The following is a 15,016-nucleotide window of genomic DNA, read 5'->3' as shown; positions in this document are numbered from 1 at the left end:
GTGGAGCCGCGCCGTGGGCCAGACTCCCCTGATGGACGTCCGCACCACGATCGATACCTACCTGCGGGCCTGGACGCAACAGGACCCCGAGCTCATCGTCACGATCTTCACCGACGACGCCACCTACCACGAGCGGGTGCTGGGCGAACCGATCCGCAGCCGAGCCGGGATCCGCGACTACTGGCAGAGCAAGGTCGTCGAGGGCCAGGCCAACATCGATGCCCGATTGCTCAACCTCTACACCGCCACCGACGGCACCACGGTGATCGCCGAGTGGGAGGCGACATTCGACGACCGCCTCCAGAACGTGCGCAAGCGGATGCGCGAAGTCGCCATCCTGGAATTCGCCGGTGAGCGGATCGCCAGCCTGCGCGAGTACTGGGCCTCTGAAGTAATCGGATAGCCGTGCTGCGTCAGAGGTGGCTCGCCACGAAGGTCGCGGCCTGACCGGGCATGCCGGACTGCGCATAGGACTGGTGCGGCGCCGAGAACATCTCGTCGTGCGTAGGCAGCGCCAGGGCTCCCTGAGTGCAGATCGGATCGCCGTCGGCACACAGATCAATGGCCTTGGCTCCGTACCAGGGGCTGATCTCGCTAATCGGTCCGCCCAGGTACCGGTCGGTGGGATTGCCGAAAACCGCGACCGCAGCCACGTGTTCGGCCTCCTCGGCCGACAGGGTCGCGGCGTTGAAGCCCACCACCGATGTCCGCGCGATGGTGATCAGATCGATGACCATGGCGCCTTGCGAATAGCCGCCCAGCACCAGCTTGGTGTTGGGACAGGTCGCAACCATGGACTGCACGTGGGCGTTCGCATCACCGGCGCCATCGGACGCCGACGGCGGCCAGTCCTCGCCTGCCGGGTAATTGACCGCATACACCCCGACGGACCGCCCCCCGACCTGCGAGCGCAGTGCATCGAGGAATTTCTGGCCGACTGCGCCGACACCGGGCGGTTCGGCGGTGCCCCGGGCGAAGGTCACCTCGATGTCGGGGCAGCTGGCAGCGGAGGCGGCGGGGATGACGCTCGGCGCGCTGGGCAGCGTAGCCAAGGCCGTCACCACCGGAACACCGAGGAAGAGGAGCGATCGGCGCGCTTTCATCTCACGATGCTGGCACACCGCGACTGCGATCCACCAGCCTTTATCGCAGCGCGTCGGCAACTTCTGCGGCATCGAGCTGCGCCACTTCCAGGTACACCTCCGCGACCGCGTCCAACCGGCCCGGATCGGCTTCGGACGCCGCAAGCCGAGCAGCCAGTCCGGCGACGGTTCGGGTGGCGAAGATGTCGGCGACCACCGCGCCCGGGGCGTCCAGCCAGGTGCGGATGCGTGACACGGCGGCGGTGGCCAGCACCGAATCCCCGCCCAGGGCGAAGAAGTCGTCGTCTGCTCCGACCCGGGCGGCGCCGAGCACCTCGGCGATGATCGCGGCCAGGGCGCGCTGCAGCGGACCGGCCGGCTCGCGGTAGCCGTCGCCCGCGGCCATCGCCGCGGCCAGCTCGGCCGTGACCGCCCGCCGATCGATCTTGCCCGAGACGGTGTAGCGAATCGCCGAAACCACCTGCAGCTGACGGGGAATCATGTGCTCGGGCAGTGACTCGGCCAACCCGGCCTGCAATCCGGCAACGCTTACCGCGGGATCGCCGGTACGCACCGCAGCCGCCAACACCTCACGCCCGCCGGGTTCGGTCAGCGCCACCACCACCGCCTCGGCAACCCCGGGCAGGCGGCGCAGTGCGGATTCGACCTCACCGAGTTCGATGCGATACCCGCTGATCTTGACTCGGTGATCGGCGCGCCCGACGAATTCCAGGGTGCCGTCGGGCAGGTAGCGGGCCAGATCGCCGGTGCGATACCAGGTTCGGCCGTCGTACTCGACGAACTTCTCGGCGGTCAGGTCGGGCCGCCCGCGATAACCCGAGGCGATGCCGCGCCCGGTGACCCACAGTTCGCCGGCCACCCAGTCCGGGCGGTCGGCTCCGTCGGCGCCGACGACCCGGCAGGCGATGTTGGGCAGCGGGGCGCCGTAGGGCACGGCGGCCCAGTGCGCCGGCGGGTCCCCCTCGACCTCGCACAGCGTGGCATGGATGGCGGTTTCGGTGGCCCCGCCGAGTCCGGCGAACCGCACCCCGGGCGCCACCGCGCCAAACCGTCGCGCCAGTTCGGGGCGCACCCAGTCGCCGCCGGTCAACACCGCACGCACCGAAGACAGTTCGCCGCCGGTGGCGGCCAACATCTCCAGCGCCCCCGGCATCAGGTTGAGCACACTGACCCGGTGCCGCGCCACCAGCTGCGCCCACACTTCGGGGCTGCGCCGGTCGGCTTCATCGACCATCACGATCGCCCCACCGGCGCGCAGCATGGCGAAGACGTCGAGCACCGACATGTCGGCGTCCAACGTCAGCAGCGCCAGGCTGCGGTCGCTGGGAGCGAATCCGAAACGAGCGCTGAGGGTTTCGATGGTGTTCATGGCGGCGTCGTGGGTGACTTCGACGCCCTTGGGCTCGCCGGTGGAGCCGGAGGTGAACACCACATAGGCCAACTCCGACGGAGCGGTGTGAACCGGCTGCACCGCACCGGAGTGCTGCACGGCATCGGAGACCGCCAGTGTCGGAATCTCCAAGGCGGGCAACGCGTCCCCGGTCACCAGGGCCAGCCCGGCACCGCCCAGGGCCAGGATCCGCTCTCTGCGCTCGGGCGGCTGATCGGCCGCGATCGGCAGATAGACCGCCCCGGCGGCCAGGATGCCCAGCAGCGCCGGAATCTGCTCGGCGCCCTTGGGGCCCAGCAGCGCCACCGTGTCACCGGGTCGCACGCCGCGCTCCTGCATTGCGGCGGCCACCGCCAACGCCTGATCGCGTAGCTCGCCGTAGCTCAACTCCCCCGACCCGTGTAGCAACGCGACCGCCTCGGGATCGCGGTCGGCCTGGCGAAAGAACCCGTCCTGCAGGGCTTCCCCACTGGGTTCGGCGCTGCCCGCGTTCACCGACGCACGCACCTGGGCCTGATCGGCGGGCAACGCTGCCGGCGCGGCTTGCGCCCAACCGTCGCTGCCGGCCAGCCGGGTCAGGTCGGCGATGTGGTGGGCGAACATGGCGTCGATCACGCCCGGCGCGAACATGTCCTCGCGCACATCCCAGTTCACCAGGATGCCGCCGTCGAACTCGGTGACCTGTGCGTCCAGCAGCACCTGCGGGCCCTGGGAGATGATCCAGGCCGGGGTACCGAATGCGGCGGTGACCTCGTCGGCGAACAGCTCCCCGAGTCCCAGCGCGCTGGTGAACACCACCGGCGCCAGCACCTGCGTGCCGCGGTGGCGGCTCAAGTCGCGCAGCACGGCCAGGCCGGGATAGTCGGCGTGTGCGGCGGCGGTGCGCATCGCGTCCTGCACCGCGTGCGCGCGCTGCGCGCCGGTGCTGGCCTGGCTCAGATCCACATCCAGCAGCAGTGACGAGGTGAAATCGCCGACCAGCCGGTCGACGTCGTCGTGCAACGGTTCGCGGCCGAACAGTGGCACATTGAGCAGGAAGCGCGGGGCGTCCGACCAACTGGCCAGCGTGTGCGAGAACGAGGCGGCCAGGGTCATGGCCGGCGTGACCCCGTGGGCGCGGGCCTGACCGAACAGTGCGTCGCGGGTGTCCGGGTCAAGCCAGTGCCACCGCCGGGTGCTGCGGCGCGGGTCGGTGGGGGCGCCGGCGGGCGGCGGCAGCTTGGGCGGATCGGGCAGGTCGGGGATGTGCTGCGCCCACCACTGGCGATGGTTCTCGTCGGGTTCGCGGTCGGCGGTGACGTGGCGGTACTGCCGGTAGGTGTAGCCCAGCTCCGGCAGCGTCTCCCCCCGGTACGCCGCGGCCAGATCCGCCATCAGGGTGCGGTAGCTCATGGCGTCGGCGGCCTGCATGTCCAGGTCGACGTGCAGTCGCGCGGTTCCATCCGGCAGTAATGACACGGTGAGTTCGAAGACCGCGTCGTCGAGTTGCTGATGCGATTTCGCCACCCGGGTGGCGTCCAGGTGCTGGGCCACCTCGGTGGCGTCCAGGCCACGTAGGTCCTGCACCGCGACGGGCAGTGCGGCATCGGGCCGGATGTGCTGGGTTCCGTCGGGTGAGAATTGCACCCGCAGCATCGGGTGGCGGGCGGCCAGCGCGGCCGCGGCGGCGGCCAGCCGGTCCGGGTCGATAGCGCGCCCATCAAACTCCACATACAGGTGCCCGGCCACCCCGCCGAGCGCGACGTCGTCGTCGCGTCCCACCCACATGGCGTGCTGCATGGGGGCCAGCGGAAACGGTGCGTCGGCATCGCGCGGCTCGTCCGTCGTCGCGGTGACCGGTGCCGGTTCGCCCCGGTCGCCCAGCAGGTCCTGCCAGGCGGCGATGCGCGGGTCGGCGGCCAGCGCGGCGAAGTCGACGTCGATGCCCTGTTTGCGCCAGCGGCCGGCCAGGCTCATCATCCGGATCGAGTCCAGACCCTGTCCGACCAGGTCGGCCTCGGGATCGACGGCGCTGGCGTCGGCGCCGAGCAGGTCAGCGACCTGCGCGCGTATCTCGTCCGGCCCCACAGCGCCACTCCACCCTTCGTTAGGCTGCCCTAATTTCTCGAAGCTACTCTATCTAGGTTCGGTCGTCGGTAAGCCAGGGAGTACACATGCACGGGTTCGTACCGTTTCCCGACGATCGGGCCGCCGCCTACCGCGCGGCCGGTTACTGGAGCGGGCGGCCGTTGGCATCGCTGCTCGACGACGCCGCGGCACGCTGGCCCGAGCGTCCGGCGGTGATCGATCCAGGCGCGACGCTGTCGTATGCGCAGTTGGATGCGGCCGCCGATCGCGCGGCGGCGGGCCTGCACCGGCTGGGTGTCGGCGCCGGTGACCGGGTGTTGCTGCAGTTGCCCAACAGTTGCGCGTTCGCGGTCACGCTGTTCGGGCTGCTGCGGGTGGGCGCCATTCCGGTACTGTGCCTGCCCGGGCACCGTGCTGCCGAGATCGGGCATCTGGCCGCGGTCAGCGAGGCCGTCGGGATCGTGATCCCTGACGCCACTGCGGGATTCGACTACCCGGCGATGGCCGCCGAACTGGGGCTGCGGCGGCTCGTCATCGAAGATGCGCCCGAGGGCCACCCCGCGCCGCGATTCATCCCCGATCCGGCCGCGCCAGCACTACTGCTGGTCTCCGGCGGGACCACCGGCATGCCCAAACTGATCCCCCGCACCCACAACGACTACATCTACAACGCCACCGCCAGCGCCCAGCTATGCGAGCTGACCTCCGACGACGTCTACCTCGCGGCGTTGCCGGCCGCCCACAATTTTCCGCTGGCCTGCCCGGGCTTGCTGGGCGCCATGTCGGTGGGCGCGGCCACCGTGTTCGGCGCCGACCCCAGCCCGGAGGCAGCATTCGCCACCATCGCCCGCCACCGGGTGACGGTCACCGCGCTGGTGCCGGCGCTGGCCACGCTGTGGGCCCACGCCTGCGACTGGGAGCCGCAGAAGCCGACCACGCTGCGGTTGCTGCAGGTCGGCGGCGCCAAGCTGGCCGCGGGCGACGCCCGCCGGGTTCGGGAGGCGCTGACGCCGGGCCTGCAGCAGGTGTTCGGCATGGCCGAGGGCTTGCTCTGCTACACCCGGCCCGGCGACGCCGCGGAGTTGCTCGACACCACCCAAGGTCGGCCGTTGTGCGCCGACGACGAGTTGCGGGTGGTCGACGAGGACGGCGCCGAAGCATCCGAGGGTGAGCTGATGGTGCGCGGGCCCTACACGATCAACGGCTACTACAACGCAGCCGAGGCCAACGAGCGATCCTTCAGCCCGGACGGCTTCTACCGCAGCGGCGACCGGGTCCGCCGCCTGGCAGATGGCTACCTGGAGGTGACCGGGCGGATCAAGGACGTGATCGTCCGCAGTGGCGAGAACATCGCCGCCGACGAACTGGAGGCGCACCTGCTGCTCCATCCAGCGGTCCGATCGGCTGCCGCGGTGGGCCTGTCGGATCAGTACTTGGGCGAAAAAGTTTGCGCCGCAGTCGTGTTCAACGGCACACCGCTGACGTTGGCAGAGCTGAACCGCCACCTCGACAAGTGCGGCGTGGCCACCCATGTCCGCATCGATCAGCTGGCGGCGCTGCCGACGCTGCCTTTCACAGCGGTCGGCAAGATCGACAAGAAGGCGTTGGTCCGCCAGCTCGGCTGAACCGAATTCGCCGACCTAGCCGCGCTCGACGACGTTGTCGAACCCCGAGGTACTCACGTCCGGGTCCCCGGAGTGATAGGTGACCCGGTTGTTGAGACCGGATGCCGTGACCTTGGGCGTCGAGTCGACGGTGATGACATTGCCGATGCCCGACACCGTCAGTCCGGCGCACTGGCCGGTGAGTTCCACCGTGTTGCTGACCCCGCTCACCGACACGTAGCGGCCGTCGCAGGCCAGGGTCTTGTTCTCCCCGGCTCCGGCGATGGTGAGGGTGACACTGCTGTCCGGCACCGGGTTAGCAGGCGACGCTGCGACCGGCGGCGCCGGAACGGGAGCAGGGGCGTTGGCGGGCGCCGCCTCGGAGGGCAGCGGTATCGGGGTCAAACCCCTGGGCATGGTGGGCCGCCCGGGCTCGGGGCTGCTCAAGTCAGGGGAGGCCAGGAACACTGCGACTGCGCCGGCGATCACCACTGCCGCAGCGATCACACTGACGACGATGGCGAGACCGCGGCCGCTTCCTGACCGCGACGGCGCCTGCCCGTCGACGGAACCCGACGAGGCGGTCAGTTCCACGGGTCGGGCGAAGTCCGACAGCGGACGCTCCAATTCCCGTATCCGGGCCTCGGGATCGTCGTCGGCGTTCACGCTCTGATGATCGCACTAAATCGATCGCGAGTCGCTAGCCGGCGTGGATCTGCCATCCGGCGGCATCGTTTTGCTGTCGCCAGAACTCGTCGAAACGTCCACCGGCCGCCCGCAATTCGTCGATCGTCCCGTCCTCGATGACCCGGCCGTCGTCGATGAACAGCACTCGGTCGGCCTGGGAGATGCTGGCCAGCCGGTGCGCGACGATCACCCTGGTGCGCGGGCGCAGTTCGGAACTCAGCGCGGCGACGATCGCGGCCTCATTCTCGGTGTCCAGCGCGCTGGTCGCCTCGTCGACCAGCAGCACCGGTGCGGGTTTGAGCAGCGCCCGGGCGATGCTGACCCGTTGGCGCTCACCGCCGGACAGTGCCGCGCCGGCTTCTCCCACCCTGGTGTCGGTGCCGTCGGGCAGTCGGGCGACCAGCTCGTCGACACGAGCCAGTTCGGTGGCCCGCTGGAAGGTTTCCTGATCGGCGTCGGGGTTTCCGACCAGGATGTTGTCGCGGATCGTGCCGTCGAGTAGGTACGGATGCTGGAACACCACGCTGGTGGCGGCCCGCCGTGACGTGGCGTCCAGCTCGGTGGCGTCCACCCCGTCAAGCAACACCCGCCCACCGGTGGGCTCGTGCAGTCCGGCGATCAGGGACAAGATGGTGCTCTTGCCCGAACCGGACGGTCCGACGATGGCGGTGGTGGTGCCGGCCTGCAGGGAAAAGCTGACTCCGTCGAGCACCGGGGCGCCCGCCGAGTCGTAGCCGAACGTGACGTCGTCGAACTCGATGCGCGTGGCGCCGGCGTCCTCGGGGGCGCGGCCGGGGCCGACCGTCACCTCGGGCGCGGTGAGCACCGCGCGAATCCGCTCGAGGGAGGCCCGCGTCGACTCCAGTGCCGGCGCCAGCTCGCTGATGACGGTGAACGGTTCCAGGTAGCGCGCCGCCACCACGATCAACGCGATGGCCTCGGGAACGCTGAGCGTGCCGGTCACGGTCAGCGCGGTGGTGCTGCCGGCCAGCAGGATCAGCGCGCCCTGGCTGGCCAGGCTGAACAGCAGTTGCCCCGGAATCTGCATGAGCAACAGCCGCATCGCCGCGCCGTGCTGGGCGCTCAGCGCCTGCCCGACGGTGCTGCGTTCGGGTTCCACGCGCCGCGCCGCGCGCAGCGCCTGCTGGGTGCGGGCGAACTCGATGATTCGTTCCGTCAGAGCGGTGTTGGCGTCGCCGGCCGCGGCGTCCGCGCGGGCGCTGAGCCGGTTGGATGCCCACAGCGCCCCCAGCAGCAGCGGTACCCCGCCCAGGGCGGCGACGCCCAGCTGCCAGGACACCCCGAGCAGGGCCAGTGCGATCGCCGGCGGCAGCAGGATCGCGCTGATCAGTGGGGTCAGCAGGTTGACCACCAGGCTTACCAGTTCGGGGCCGGTGGCAGCGATCGCCTGTCGCGCGTCGGCGGTGTTCTCCGCGGTGAGCCAGCCCAGCCGGACGCCGGGCAGCCGGTCGGCCACGTCGTGTTGGGTGTGGTCGAGGACGGCGAAGCCCAAGTCGAATCCGATTCGGGCGCATGCGAAGTCGATCAGCCAACCCGCGACGGTCGCTACCGTCAGCCAACCCAGCCAGGCCACCGCCTGACGCGGGTTCTCGGAGAACAGCGCGCTCACCAGCGGAACCAGCAGCACGGTGCCCGCCGCCCGCACCGCCACCGACAGCAGCGTCAGCGCGGCGTAGCCGAACATCCGGCCGCGACGGTCATGCGGGATCAGCTGGATCAGGGTGCGGATCATCGGCTCGCCTCCGCACCGACGGTGACCGCGGCGCGGCCGGTCTCCCACAACTGCAGGTAGCGGCCCTGCGCGGCCAGCAACTGATCGTGGCTACCTTGTTCGACGATGCTGCCGTGGTCGAGCACGACGATCTGATCGGCGCCGGTGATCGTGTGCAGCCGGTGGGCGATCACCAGCACGGTGCGATCCCGGGTCAACCGGTTCAGCGCTTGCTGCACCAGGTATTCCGATTCGGGATCGGCGAACGCGGTGGCCTCGTCCAGGATGAGCACGGGTGTGTCGGCGAGGATGGCGCGGGCGATGGTCAGCCGCTGCCGCTCCCCGCCCGAAAGCGCCGCGGCGGCACCGAGCACGGTGTCGTAGCCGTCGGGCAGCCGCAGGATCCGGTCATGGATCTGGGCTTCACGGGCGGCGGCCTGCACCTGCTCGTCGCTGGCATCCGGCACTGCCAGCGCGATGTTGTCGCGCACGCTGGCGTGCACCAGCTGGGTTTCCTGCAGGACGAATCCCACCCGCCGATACAGCTCATCGGCGGTCAGCGACCGGATGTCTTGTCCGTCAATCGATATCGATCCGGACTCGATGTCGTGGAACCGTGCCAGCAGCGCGGCCAGGGTCGACTTGCCCGATCCTGACGGGCCGACCAGTGCGGTCACCGTGCCCGGCCGCAGCGTCAGCGACACGTCGCGGATCACCGGGACACCCGGGCGATAGCCGAAGGTGACTGCCTCAAAGCGCACCGTCCCGGGCTCCTCTGCCGATGCTGAATCATGCTGCTCGACGGCGAGTTCGGATTCGTCCAGCGCGATCTGTAGCCGCCGGGCCGCCAGCATGCCGCCGCGAATACCGCCGACCCCCAGGCCGATGCCCAGCAGGCGGGCACCGAAGGTGGTGCCCAGCAACACGAACGGCAGCAGGTTCACCGGGTTCATTCGGCCGGAAATGACCAGCGGGGTGCCGGTCAGCATGATCAGCCACAGGAAGGTCGACGGGCGGGTGACCAGATCCATCAGCGTCTTCTTGCCGATGAAGGGCCGCTGCCAGTCCACGAGAAAATTGATGTACTCGTCGAGGCGGCGGCGGAAGGTGGAGGCGGCGGCCCCGCCGAACACCCGGATCACCGGCTGACCCTCCAAATAGGTGCCGGCTTCGCCGTTCATCCGCTCGGCCCAGCGTTGCGCCTGACTGATCTTGGGGCCCGACTGGGTCATCATCACCGACATCAGCACCATGTAGACCAGCACCGGCACGAACAGCACCAGTGCCACCCGCCAGTCCACCACGAACAGGTAGACCAGCACCGCGACCGGTGCCACGACGGCGGCGACAGCGTCGGGGATGGCGTGGGTGACCAGATAGTGCAGCGACAAGGTGTCGTCGGCGACCAGTTGCTTGATCGAGCCGGATCCGCGGGCGGTGAACCAGCCCAGCGGCAGCCGCGACAGCTTGCTCAGCAGCCGAGTACGCAGCGCGCTGGCGAAGCGGGCGTCGATGACGTGCAGCCACAACGTCAGCCCCGCCCCCAGCAAGGTGCCCAAGCCCAGCAAGGAGAGCGCGGCGATTCCGACCGTCCAGAGCCGTGACTCGTCGGCGCCGGTGACCAACAGCCGGGCCAGCTCCACCAGCAGCACGAACGGGGCCAACTGCAGCAGCGTGATCAGGGCCTGCAGGACACCGGAGATGATCAGCGGCACCCGCAGCGGACCGAGCAGCCGGCCCGCGGCCTGCGCACGCCACGCCCCCTTCGCGTTGACGCTGGGCTCGCCAGGCTCTGCACTGGCACTTGTGTCGGGGGCCGGCACAGTCAACGGCGCAGGCTCCGGCTCACGCTGGGTACCCATGGCACGTCCGGCGGTCCAGTAGGCCTGCGCGTGAATCTCGGATTTGGGAAAACCGAACTCGTCGCGCAGCCGGGTCCGCAGCGCCTTGAGCGTCGCGGCTTCCGGGGTGGCCCAGGCATACCAATCCGACCAGTCCCGGGCCTCGATCGCCGCGGCCAGCGAGCCCGCGTCGCTGCGGGGCACCCAGTGCACCCGCAGGCGGGGGTGCTCACGCAGCGGGATCAGCAGATCGTCGTCGTCGTGCTGTTCGAGGTAGAGCTCGATCGGAACGTCGGGCGCGACGGTGCCGATGATTCCGTTGATTCCCGGAATCGACGCCGAGTCCCCCATTAATAGGTAGCCGGCGGGCTGCGCGTCGGCGTCGGGCACCTCGAAGCGCGACGAGCCCATCAGTGACATCGCCGAGATAGTGGCTCCGGGTTCCACGGTGCGGGCCCAGCGGGTGGCCGGCCCGGCCGGTTCGTGCAGCACCATGTCGACCGCGAAGCGTCCGCTCTCGGCGTCGCCCTCGGCGATCGTGTAGGCGCGCTGGAATTCGGTGTCCGATCCGTCCGGGTCCGGGAACCAGAACCGCAGCCAGGCACTGGGTTCGACGGCCGCGTCAGTGAACAGTGTGGCTGATTGCATCCAGACTCGGATGCAATGTGGAGCGATCCAACTGGTCTCGAGCACCGTCACGGTGTGGTCTCGAGCACCGAAGCCCCGCAGAATCGCACCCTGCAAGCCGCGCGCCATCACGGTCCTTTCGCCAACGGTGGCCCACCCCGCGGAGTCGGGCTCGGCGCCCCGCCCCCAAGTCGAACCTAGGTTACCCTACCCTCACTTGCTCGAATAGATGCTCGGGTAGGCTCACTGCTCGTTATGACTGACGCCGCAACCATCCTGCACCGCGAGCTGACAGACCTATCCGACGAGGTCCGCCGCGTCCCGCCGCCCCCGATCCCGGTGCTGGCCGAGCCGTACGAGATCCGGGTGGCCGACCCGGACGCCGACGCGGAGATGATCTCCGAGTGGATGAACCGGCCCCATCTGGCGCAGACCTGGGAGTCCGCCTGGCCGCCGGAGCGCTGGCACGCCTATCTGTCCGCCCAGGTCACCGGCAGCTATTCGCGGCCGTTGATCGTCAGCCGGAATGGACAAGACGGCGGCTATATCGAGATCTACCGGGCGGCAAAGGATTCCATCGCCAAGTACTACGCGGCCGACCCGCATGATCTGGGCATTCACGCCGCCGTCGCCGACACCACGGTGGTCAATCGTGGGTTCGCGGCAATCCTGTTGCCGCGCATCATGAAATACGTCTTCGAGCTCGAGCCGCAGTGCCGGCGGATGATGTTCGAACCCGAGTACCGCAACACGGCCATGCGCCGGCTGGCCGAATATGTCGGCGGCGTCTTCCTCGGCGAACACGACATGGGTTATCGCAAGATGGCGCTGTACGCGGTGCTGCGCTACCCCGACGACGACCCGCTGTCGAACAGCTCGGCATAGCCGTCGTAGTCGGGGCGCATCCCGGCTGCCACCAATTCCCAGAGCACCTCGTCGGTGCCGCCACCCACCCGGGCCAGCTTCATGTCCCGCCACCAGCGCCCCAGCGGCGTCTCGTCGACCAGGTAGCCGGTCCCGCCGAAGATGTGCATGCACTCGGCGATCACCTCCTCGCCCAGGCGCGCCGCGGTGACCTTCATCGCCGCCGAGGTCCGCAGATCGAGTTTGCCCCCGGCCGCAAATCCGTTGAGCCCGTGACGAAGCAGGTCGACGCGCGCCTGCATGTCGGCCATGCGCAGTCGCAGCGCCTGATGCTCGAACAGGTTGGCACCGAACTGGGTGCGGTGCATCATCCGCGCGTGGGTGATGCCGAGAATTTTCTGGGTTGACGAGGCGACCTGTCCGGCGATCGACATGCGCTCATGTGCCAGGCCCCAGGAGATGGCGGCCAGCCCGGTGCCCGATCGAGCGATCAGGGCGTCGGCGGGCACCCAGGTGTCGATGTCGACCGGGGCGGTGTCCAGCGGGCCCGCCCCGACCTTGCTGAACGGCTCGTGCACCTGCACCTGGTCGGTCGGCACCGCGATCATCATGACGTTGCCGTGCCGACTGTTCTCGTCGTGGTCCATGCTGCGTGCCAGCACCAGGATGTGGTCGGAGATCGGCGACAGCGACACGAACTTCTTGCGGCCACGCACCTCGAAACCGTCGCGCACGGAACGGGCTTCGGTCTGCACGCGCTGGAGATCCGATCCCCCGGACTCCTCCGACGCGCCGATGCACAGCACCGCCTCGCCGCGAATGGCCCGCTGGCAGATGTCCTTCAGATAGTCGGACCGGCCGAAGCGGTGCAGAATCGAGATCGACGAATCCTGCAGGCTCACACCGACTCCGATGCCGGCAGACCCGAGCCGCCCCAGCGCGTAGGCCAACTCCAGGAGTTTGGCCACATCGGTGGGCTGCGCTCCCGCCCATTTCTGCGTGAAGACGCCCGCCCGACCGAGGTGCTCGATCAGCTTGCGGGGAAAGCGCCCGCTGTCCTCGGCTTCGGCCGTCCAGTCCACGACCTGCTGGTCGAACACCTCGTTGAGCAAGCCGCGGTAGGCATCGATATCCGAGATATCCGACTCCGCAATCACCTGAGTCACTTCATAACCTCCATGTTGCGTTTGACCTCGAGCCGCCGCAGCTTCCCCGACGACGTCCGGGGCAGCGATCCCGGCGCCAGGAACACCACGTCTGCGGGCACCACCCCGCACTGGGACGCCACCCGGGAGATCAGGTCGGCACGCGCGCCGGCCTCGTCACGGCCGCGGAACTCCGCGGCGATCACCAGTCCCGGGCGGATTCCGTCCGTGCCGACCGCCACCACCGCGCCCTCACGGACCCCGCGCACCTCCGCGGCGACCCGCTCGATCTCGGTGGGAAACACATTGCGTCCGGCGATCGAGATGATCTCCTTGGCCCGGCCACAGACCACCAGGCCGGCGTCGGTGAAGTAGCCGAGGTCGCCGGTGGCAAACCAGCCGTCCGGGTCCAGCGCCGGCTGGCCGAGGTAGCCCGACATCATCGAGGTTCCACGGATCTCGATCTCACCGACCTCGCGTTGCGGCAGCTCGTCGTGGCGCTCGTCCACCGGACTGATGCGGACCTGCATCCCCGGAATCGGCTCACCGAGCACCGCATGCCTGCGCACGGCCTGATCGTCTTCGCCTGCCGCACCGATGATTTCGTCGTACTGCAGGCCGGTGCCAGGCCGTGGCGCGGTCACTGCGCAGGTGGCTTCAGCCAGACCGTACGACGGCATGAGAGCACCGGGGGCGAGGCCGAACTTGCCGAGTTCGGTGACGAAACGCTCCAACCCCGCGCAGTCGACCGGTTCGCCCCCGTTGATGGCGACCCGCAGCCGGCCCAGGTCGACTTCGGGGACGCGGCGGGCGTATTTGCCGATCACGCTGTAGGCGAAGTTGGGTGCGGCGGTCATGGTGGCCCGGCTGTCGTGCAGCCAGCTCAGCCACCGAAACGGCGAGGCGGCGAACGCCGCGGTGGGTGCCAACCATTGTTCCGACCCGGTCAGCGCAGCGCTGAGCAGGAAGGTCAGCCCCATGTCGTGATACAGCGGCAGCCAGCTGCAGCCGACGTCGTTGGCCGGATCGACCCCGACGTGCTTGCTCAAGCCGGAGACGTTCGCCAGCACCGCGGCCGGTGACAGCTGGGCGGTACGCGGGGTGCCGGTGGACCCGGCGGTGCCCTGCAATACCGCGGGCACATCGGTGTCCGCAGTGACCGGATTGACCGAGCGACCGGTGCCGGCGGCCGCGGCAACATCAGTCACCGCCAGAGGGCGACCGGTCTCCTCGGCGCGCAGCAGGTCCAACACCGATCCATGGCTCAGGACGGTGCCGACCCCGATGCCGTGGAAACGATCCAGCGTCGCCTGTGCCCAGTGCTGGGGGTCAGCGCCGCGGACCGGTCCGGGCAGGATCGAGATGCTGCGGCCGGCCAGCCAGGCGCCCTGAATGGCGGCGATCAGATCCGCGGTCGGCTCACCGACCAGCCCGACGGCCCCGCCGTCATCGCCGTCCAGAATCCGGGCGGCCACGCTTTCGGCCCGGGCGTGCACCTGCTGCCACGGGTGGCGATTCCATGCTCCGGCCTCGGGGTCGAAGACCACCAGGTCGTGTTCCGACCCGGTCATCGCCCGGGTCAGGGCGCCGGCCAGCACGCTCACGCGTCGGCGGGGGCTTTCGCCCGGATGGCGGCCTCAAGGTCGCCGACCGTGTCGCAGTTCAACAGGTCTTCCTCAGACAGCGCTACACCCAGCCGATCCTCAATGGCGACCATGCCGATGGCGAAAGCCACCGAATCGAGGCCCACGTCGTCCACCAGCCGCGACTCCGGCGTCACACGGTTGAGATCGACCTGCAGGTCATCTCGCAAGATCTCACGCAGCGCGGCGTTGATGGCATCGGGAGAGGAAGCGCTCATGCCCAGGGACGCTACACCAAACTGCGAACTAAGGTTAGCTTGCCCTATCTTGTGACTCGCGACACTTAGAGTAAGGCAAGGCTTGCCTGATGTTT

General features: G+C 69.2%; 11 protein-coding genes. 3 read left to right on the top strand and 8 right to left on the bottom strand.

Features of this window, described 5'->3' with window-relative positions; genetic code table 11:
• Positions 1-13 precede the first annotated feature (13 nt).
• Positions 14-403 carry a nuclear transport factor 2 family protein gene (locus RCP37_RS07700; RefSeq protein ID WP_308486319.1) on the top strand — a complete coding sequence of 130 codons (390 nt, stop codon included), beginning with the start codon at positions 14-16 and terminating at the stop codon, positions 401-403.
• Positions 404-413: 10 nt separating this feature from the next.
• Here RCP37_RS07700 and RCP37_RS07695 read toward each other — a convergent pair whose 3' ends face one another.
• Positions 414-1,103, bottom strand: a complete 690-nt coding sequence (locus RCP37_RS07695) for a cutinase family protein (protein ID WP_308486318.1) — start codon at positions 1,101-1,103, stop codon at positions 414-416.
• A 40-nt stretch (positions 1,104-1,143) separates the two neighbouring features.
• Positions 1,144-4,560: a non-ribosomal peptide synthetase gene (locus RCP37_RS07690; protein ID WP_308486317.1), complete on the bottom strand. Its 3,417-nt coding sequence runs from the start codon at positions 4,558-4,560 to the stop codon at positions 1,144-1,146.
• 86 nt (positions 4,561-4,646) lie between these two features.
• Here RCP37_RS07690 and RCP37_RS07685 point away from each other — a divergent pair, with 86 nt between their 5' ends.
• Positions 4,647-6,185, top strand: coding sequence for a (2,3-dihydroxybenzoyl)adenylate synthase (locus tag RCP37_RS07685; protein ID WP_308486316.1), 1,539 nt, complete (start codon positions 4,647-4,649; stop codon positions 6,183-6,185).
• A 15-nt stretch (positions 6,186-6,200) separates the two neighbouring features.
• Here RCP37_RS07685 and RCP37_RS07680 read toward each other — a convergent pair whose 3' ends face one another.
• From RCP37_RS07680 to RCP37_RS07670, 3 genes are read right to left on the bottom strand one after another with little or no spacing between them, the layout of a single operon-like run.
• The gene (locus tag RCP37_RS07680; protein ID WP_308486315.1) at positions 6,201-6,830 is read right to left on the bottom strand and encodes a DUF3060 domain-containing protein; all 630 of its coding nucleotides are present in this window, start codon (positions 6,828-6,830) and stop codon (positions 6,201-6,203) included.
• 34 nt (positions 6,831-6,864) lie between these two features.
• Entirely contained in the window at positions 6,865-8,604 is a 1,740-nt protein-coding gene (locus RCP37_RS07675; protein ID WP_308486314.1) for an ABC transporter ATP-binding protein, read from the bottom strand.
• Complete coding sequence (locus RCP37_RS07670) at positions 8,601-11,180, bottom strand: ABC transporter ATP-binding protein/permease (protein WP_308486313.1); 2,580 nt, start codon at positions 11,178-11,180, stop codon at positions 8,601-8,603. Before RCP37_RS07670 ends, RCP37_RS07675 begins: the two co-directional genes overlap by 4 nt.
• 126 nt (positions 11,181-11,306) lie before the next feature.
• On the opposite strand from RCP37_RS07670, the gene RCP37_RS07665 reads away from it, so the two are divergent.
• On the top strand, positions 11,307-11,936 hold the full coding sequence (locus tag RCP37_RS07665) for a GNAT family N-acetyltransferase (protein ID WP_308486312.1): 630 nt from the start codon (positions 11,307-11,309) through the stop codon (positions 11,934-11,936).
• Here RCP37_RS07665 and mbtN read toward each other — a convergent pair.
• From mbtN to RCP37_RS07650, 3 genes are read right to left on the bottom strand one after another with little or no spacing between them, the layout of a single operon-like run.
• Positions 11,897-13,054 (bottom strand): mycobactin biosynthesis acyl-ACP dehydrogenase MbtN, encoded by a 1,158-nt coding sequence (mbtN, locus tag RCP37_RS07660; RefSeq protein WP_308486984.1) that lies wholly within the window; start codon positions 13,052-13,054, stop codon positions 11,897-11,899. The two genes, RCP37_RS07665 and mbtN, sit on opposite strands and share 40 nt — an antisense overlap.
• 23 nt (positions 13,055-13,077) lie before the next feature.
• The gene (mbtM, locus tag RCP37_RS07655) at positions 13,078-14,664 is read right to left on the bottom strand and encodes a long-chain-fatty acid--ACP ligase MbtM (RefSeq protein ID WP_308486311.1); all 1,587 of its coding nucleotides are present in this window, start codon (positions 14,662-14,664) and stop codon (positions 13,078-13,080) included.
• The gene (locus RCP37_RS07650) at positions 14,661-14,969 is read right to left on the bottom strand and encodes a mycobactin biosynthesis acyl carrier protein MbtL (protein ID WP_308486983.1); all 309 of its coding nucleotides are present in this window, start codon (positions 14,967-14,969) and stop codon (positions 14,661-14,663) included. The genes mbtM and RCP37_RS07650 overlap by 4 nt, the downstream gene beginning before the upstream one ends.
• Between the last annotated feature and the right edge of the window lie 47 nt (positions 14,970-15,016).

The organism is Mycolicibacter sp. MU0102 (assembly GCF_963378105.1).
GTDB classification, from domain to species: domain Bacteria; phylum Actinomycetota; class Actinomycetes; order Mycobacteriales; family Mycobacteriaceae; genus Mycobacterium; species Mycobacterium holstebronense.
Note: the sequence above shows the minus strand (reverse complement) of the source record. Positions and strands in the feature narration are given on the sequence as shown.

What these genes read in the sequence shown, in the direction of transcription:
- RCP37_RS07695 (WP_308486318.1), bottom strand. Translation starts at nt 1,103, where the DNA reads ATGAAAGCGCGCCGATCGCTCCTCTTCCTCGGTGTTCCGGTGGTGACG.
- RCP37_RS07685 (WP_308486316.1), top strand. Translation starts at nt 4,647, where the DNA reads ATGCACGGGTTCGTACCGTTTCCCGACGATCGGGCCGCCGCCTACCGC.
- RCP37_RS07675 (WP_308486314.1), bottom strand. Translation starts at nt 8,604, where the DNA reads ATGATCCGCACCCTGATCCAGCTGATCCCGCATGACCGTCGCGGCCGG.
- RCP37_RS07670 (WP_308486313.1), bottom strand. Translation starts at nt 11,180, where the DNA reads ATGGCGCGCGGCTTGCAGGGTGCGATTCTGCGGGGCTTCGGTGCTCGA.
- RCP37_RS07665 (WP_308486312.1), top strand. Translation starts at nt 11,307, where the DNA reads ATGACTGACGCCGCAACCATCCTGCACCGCGAGCTGACAGACCTATCC.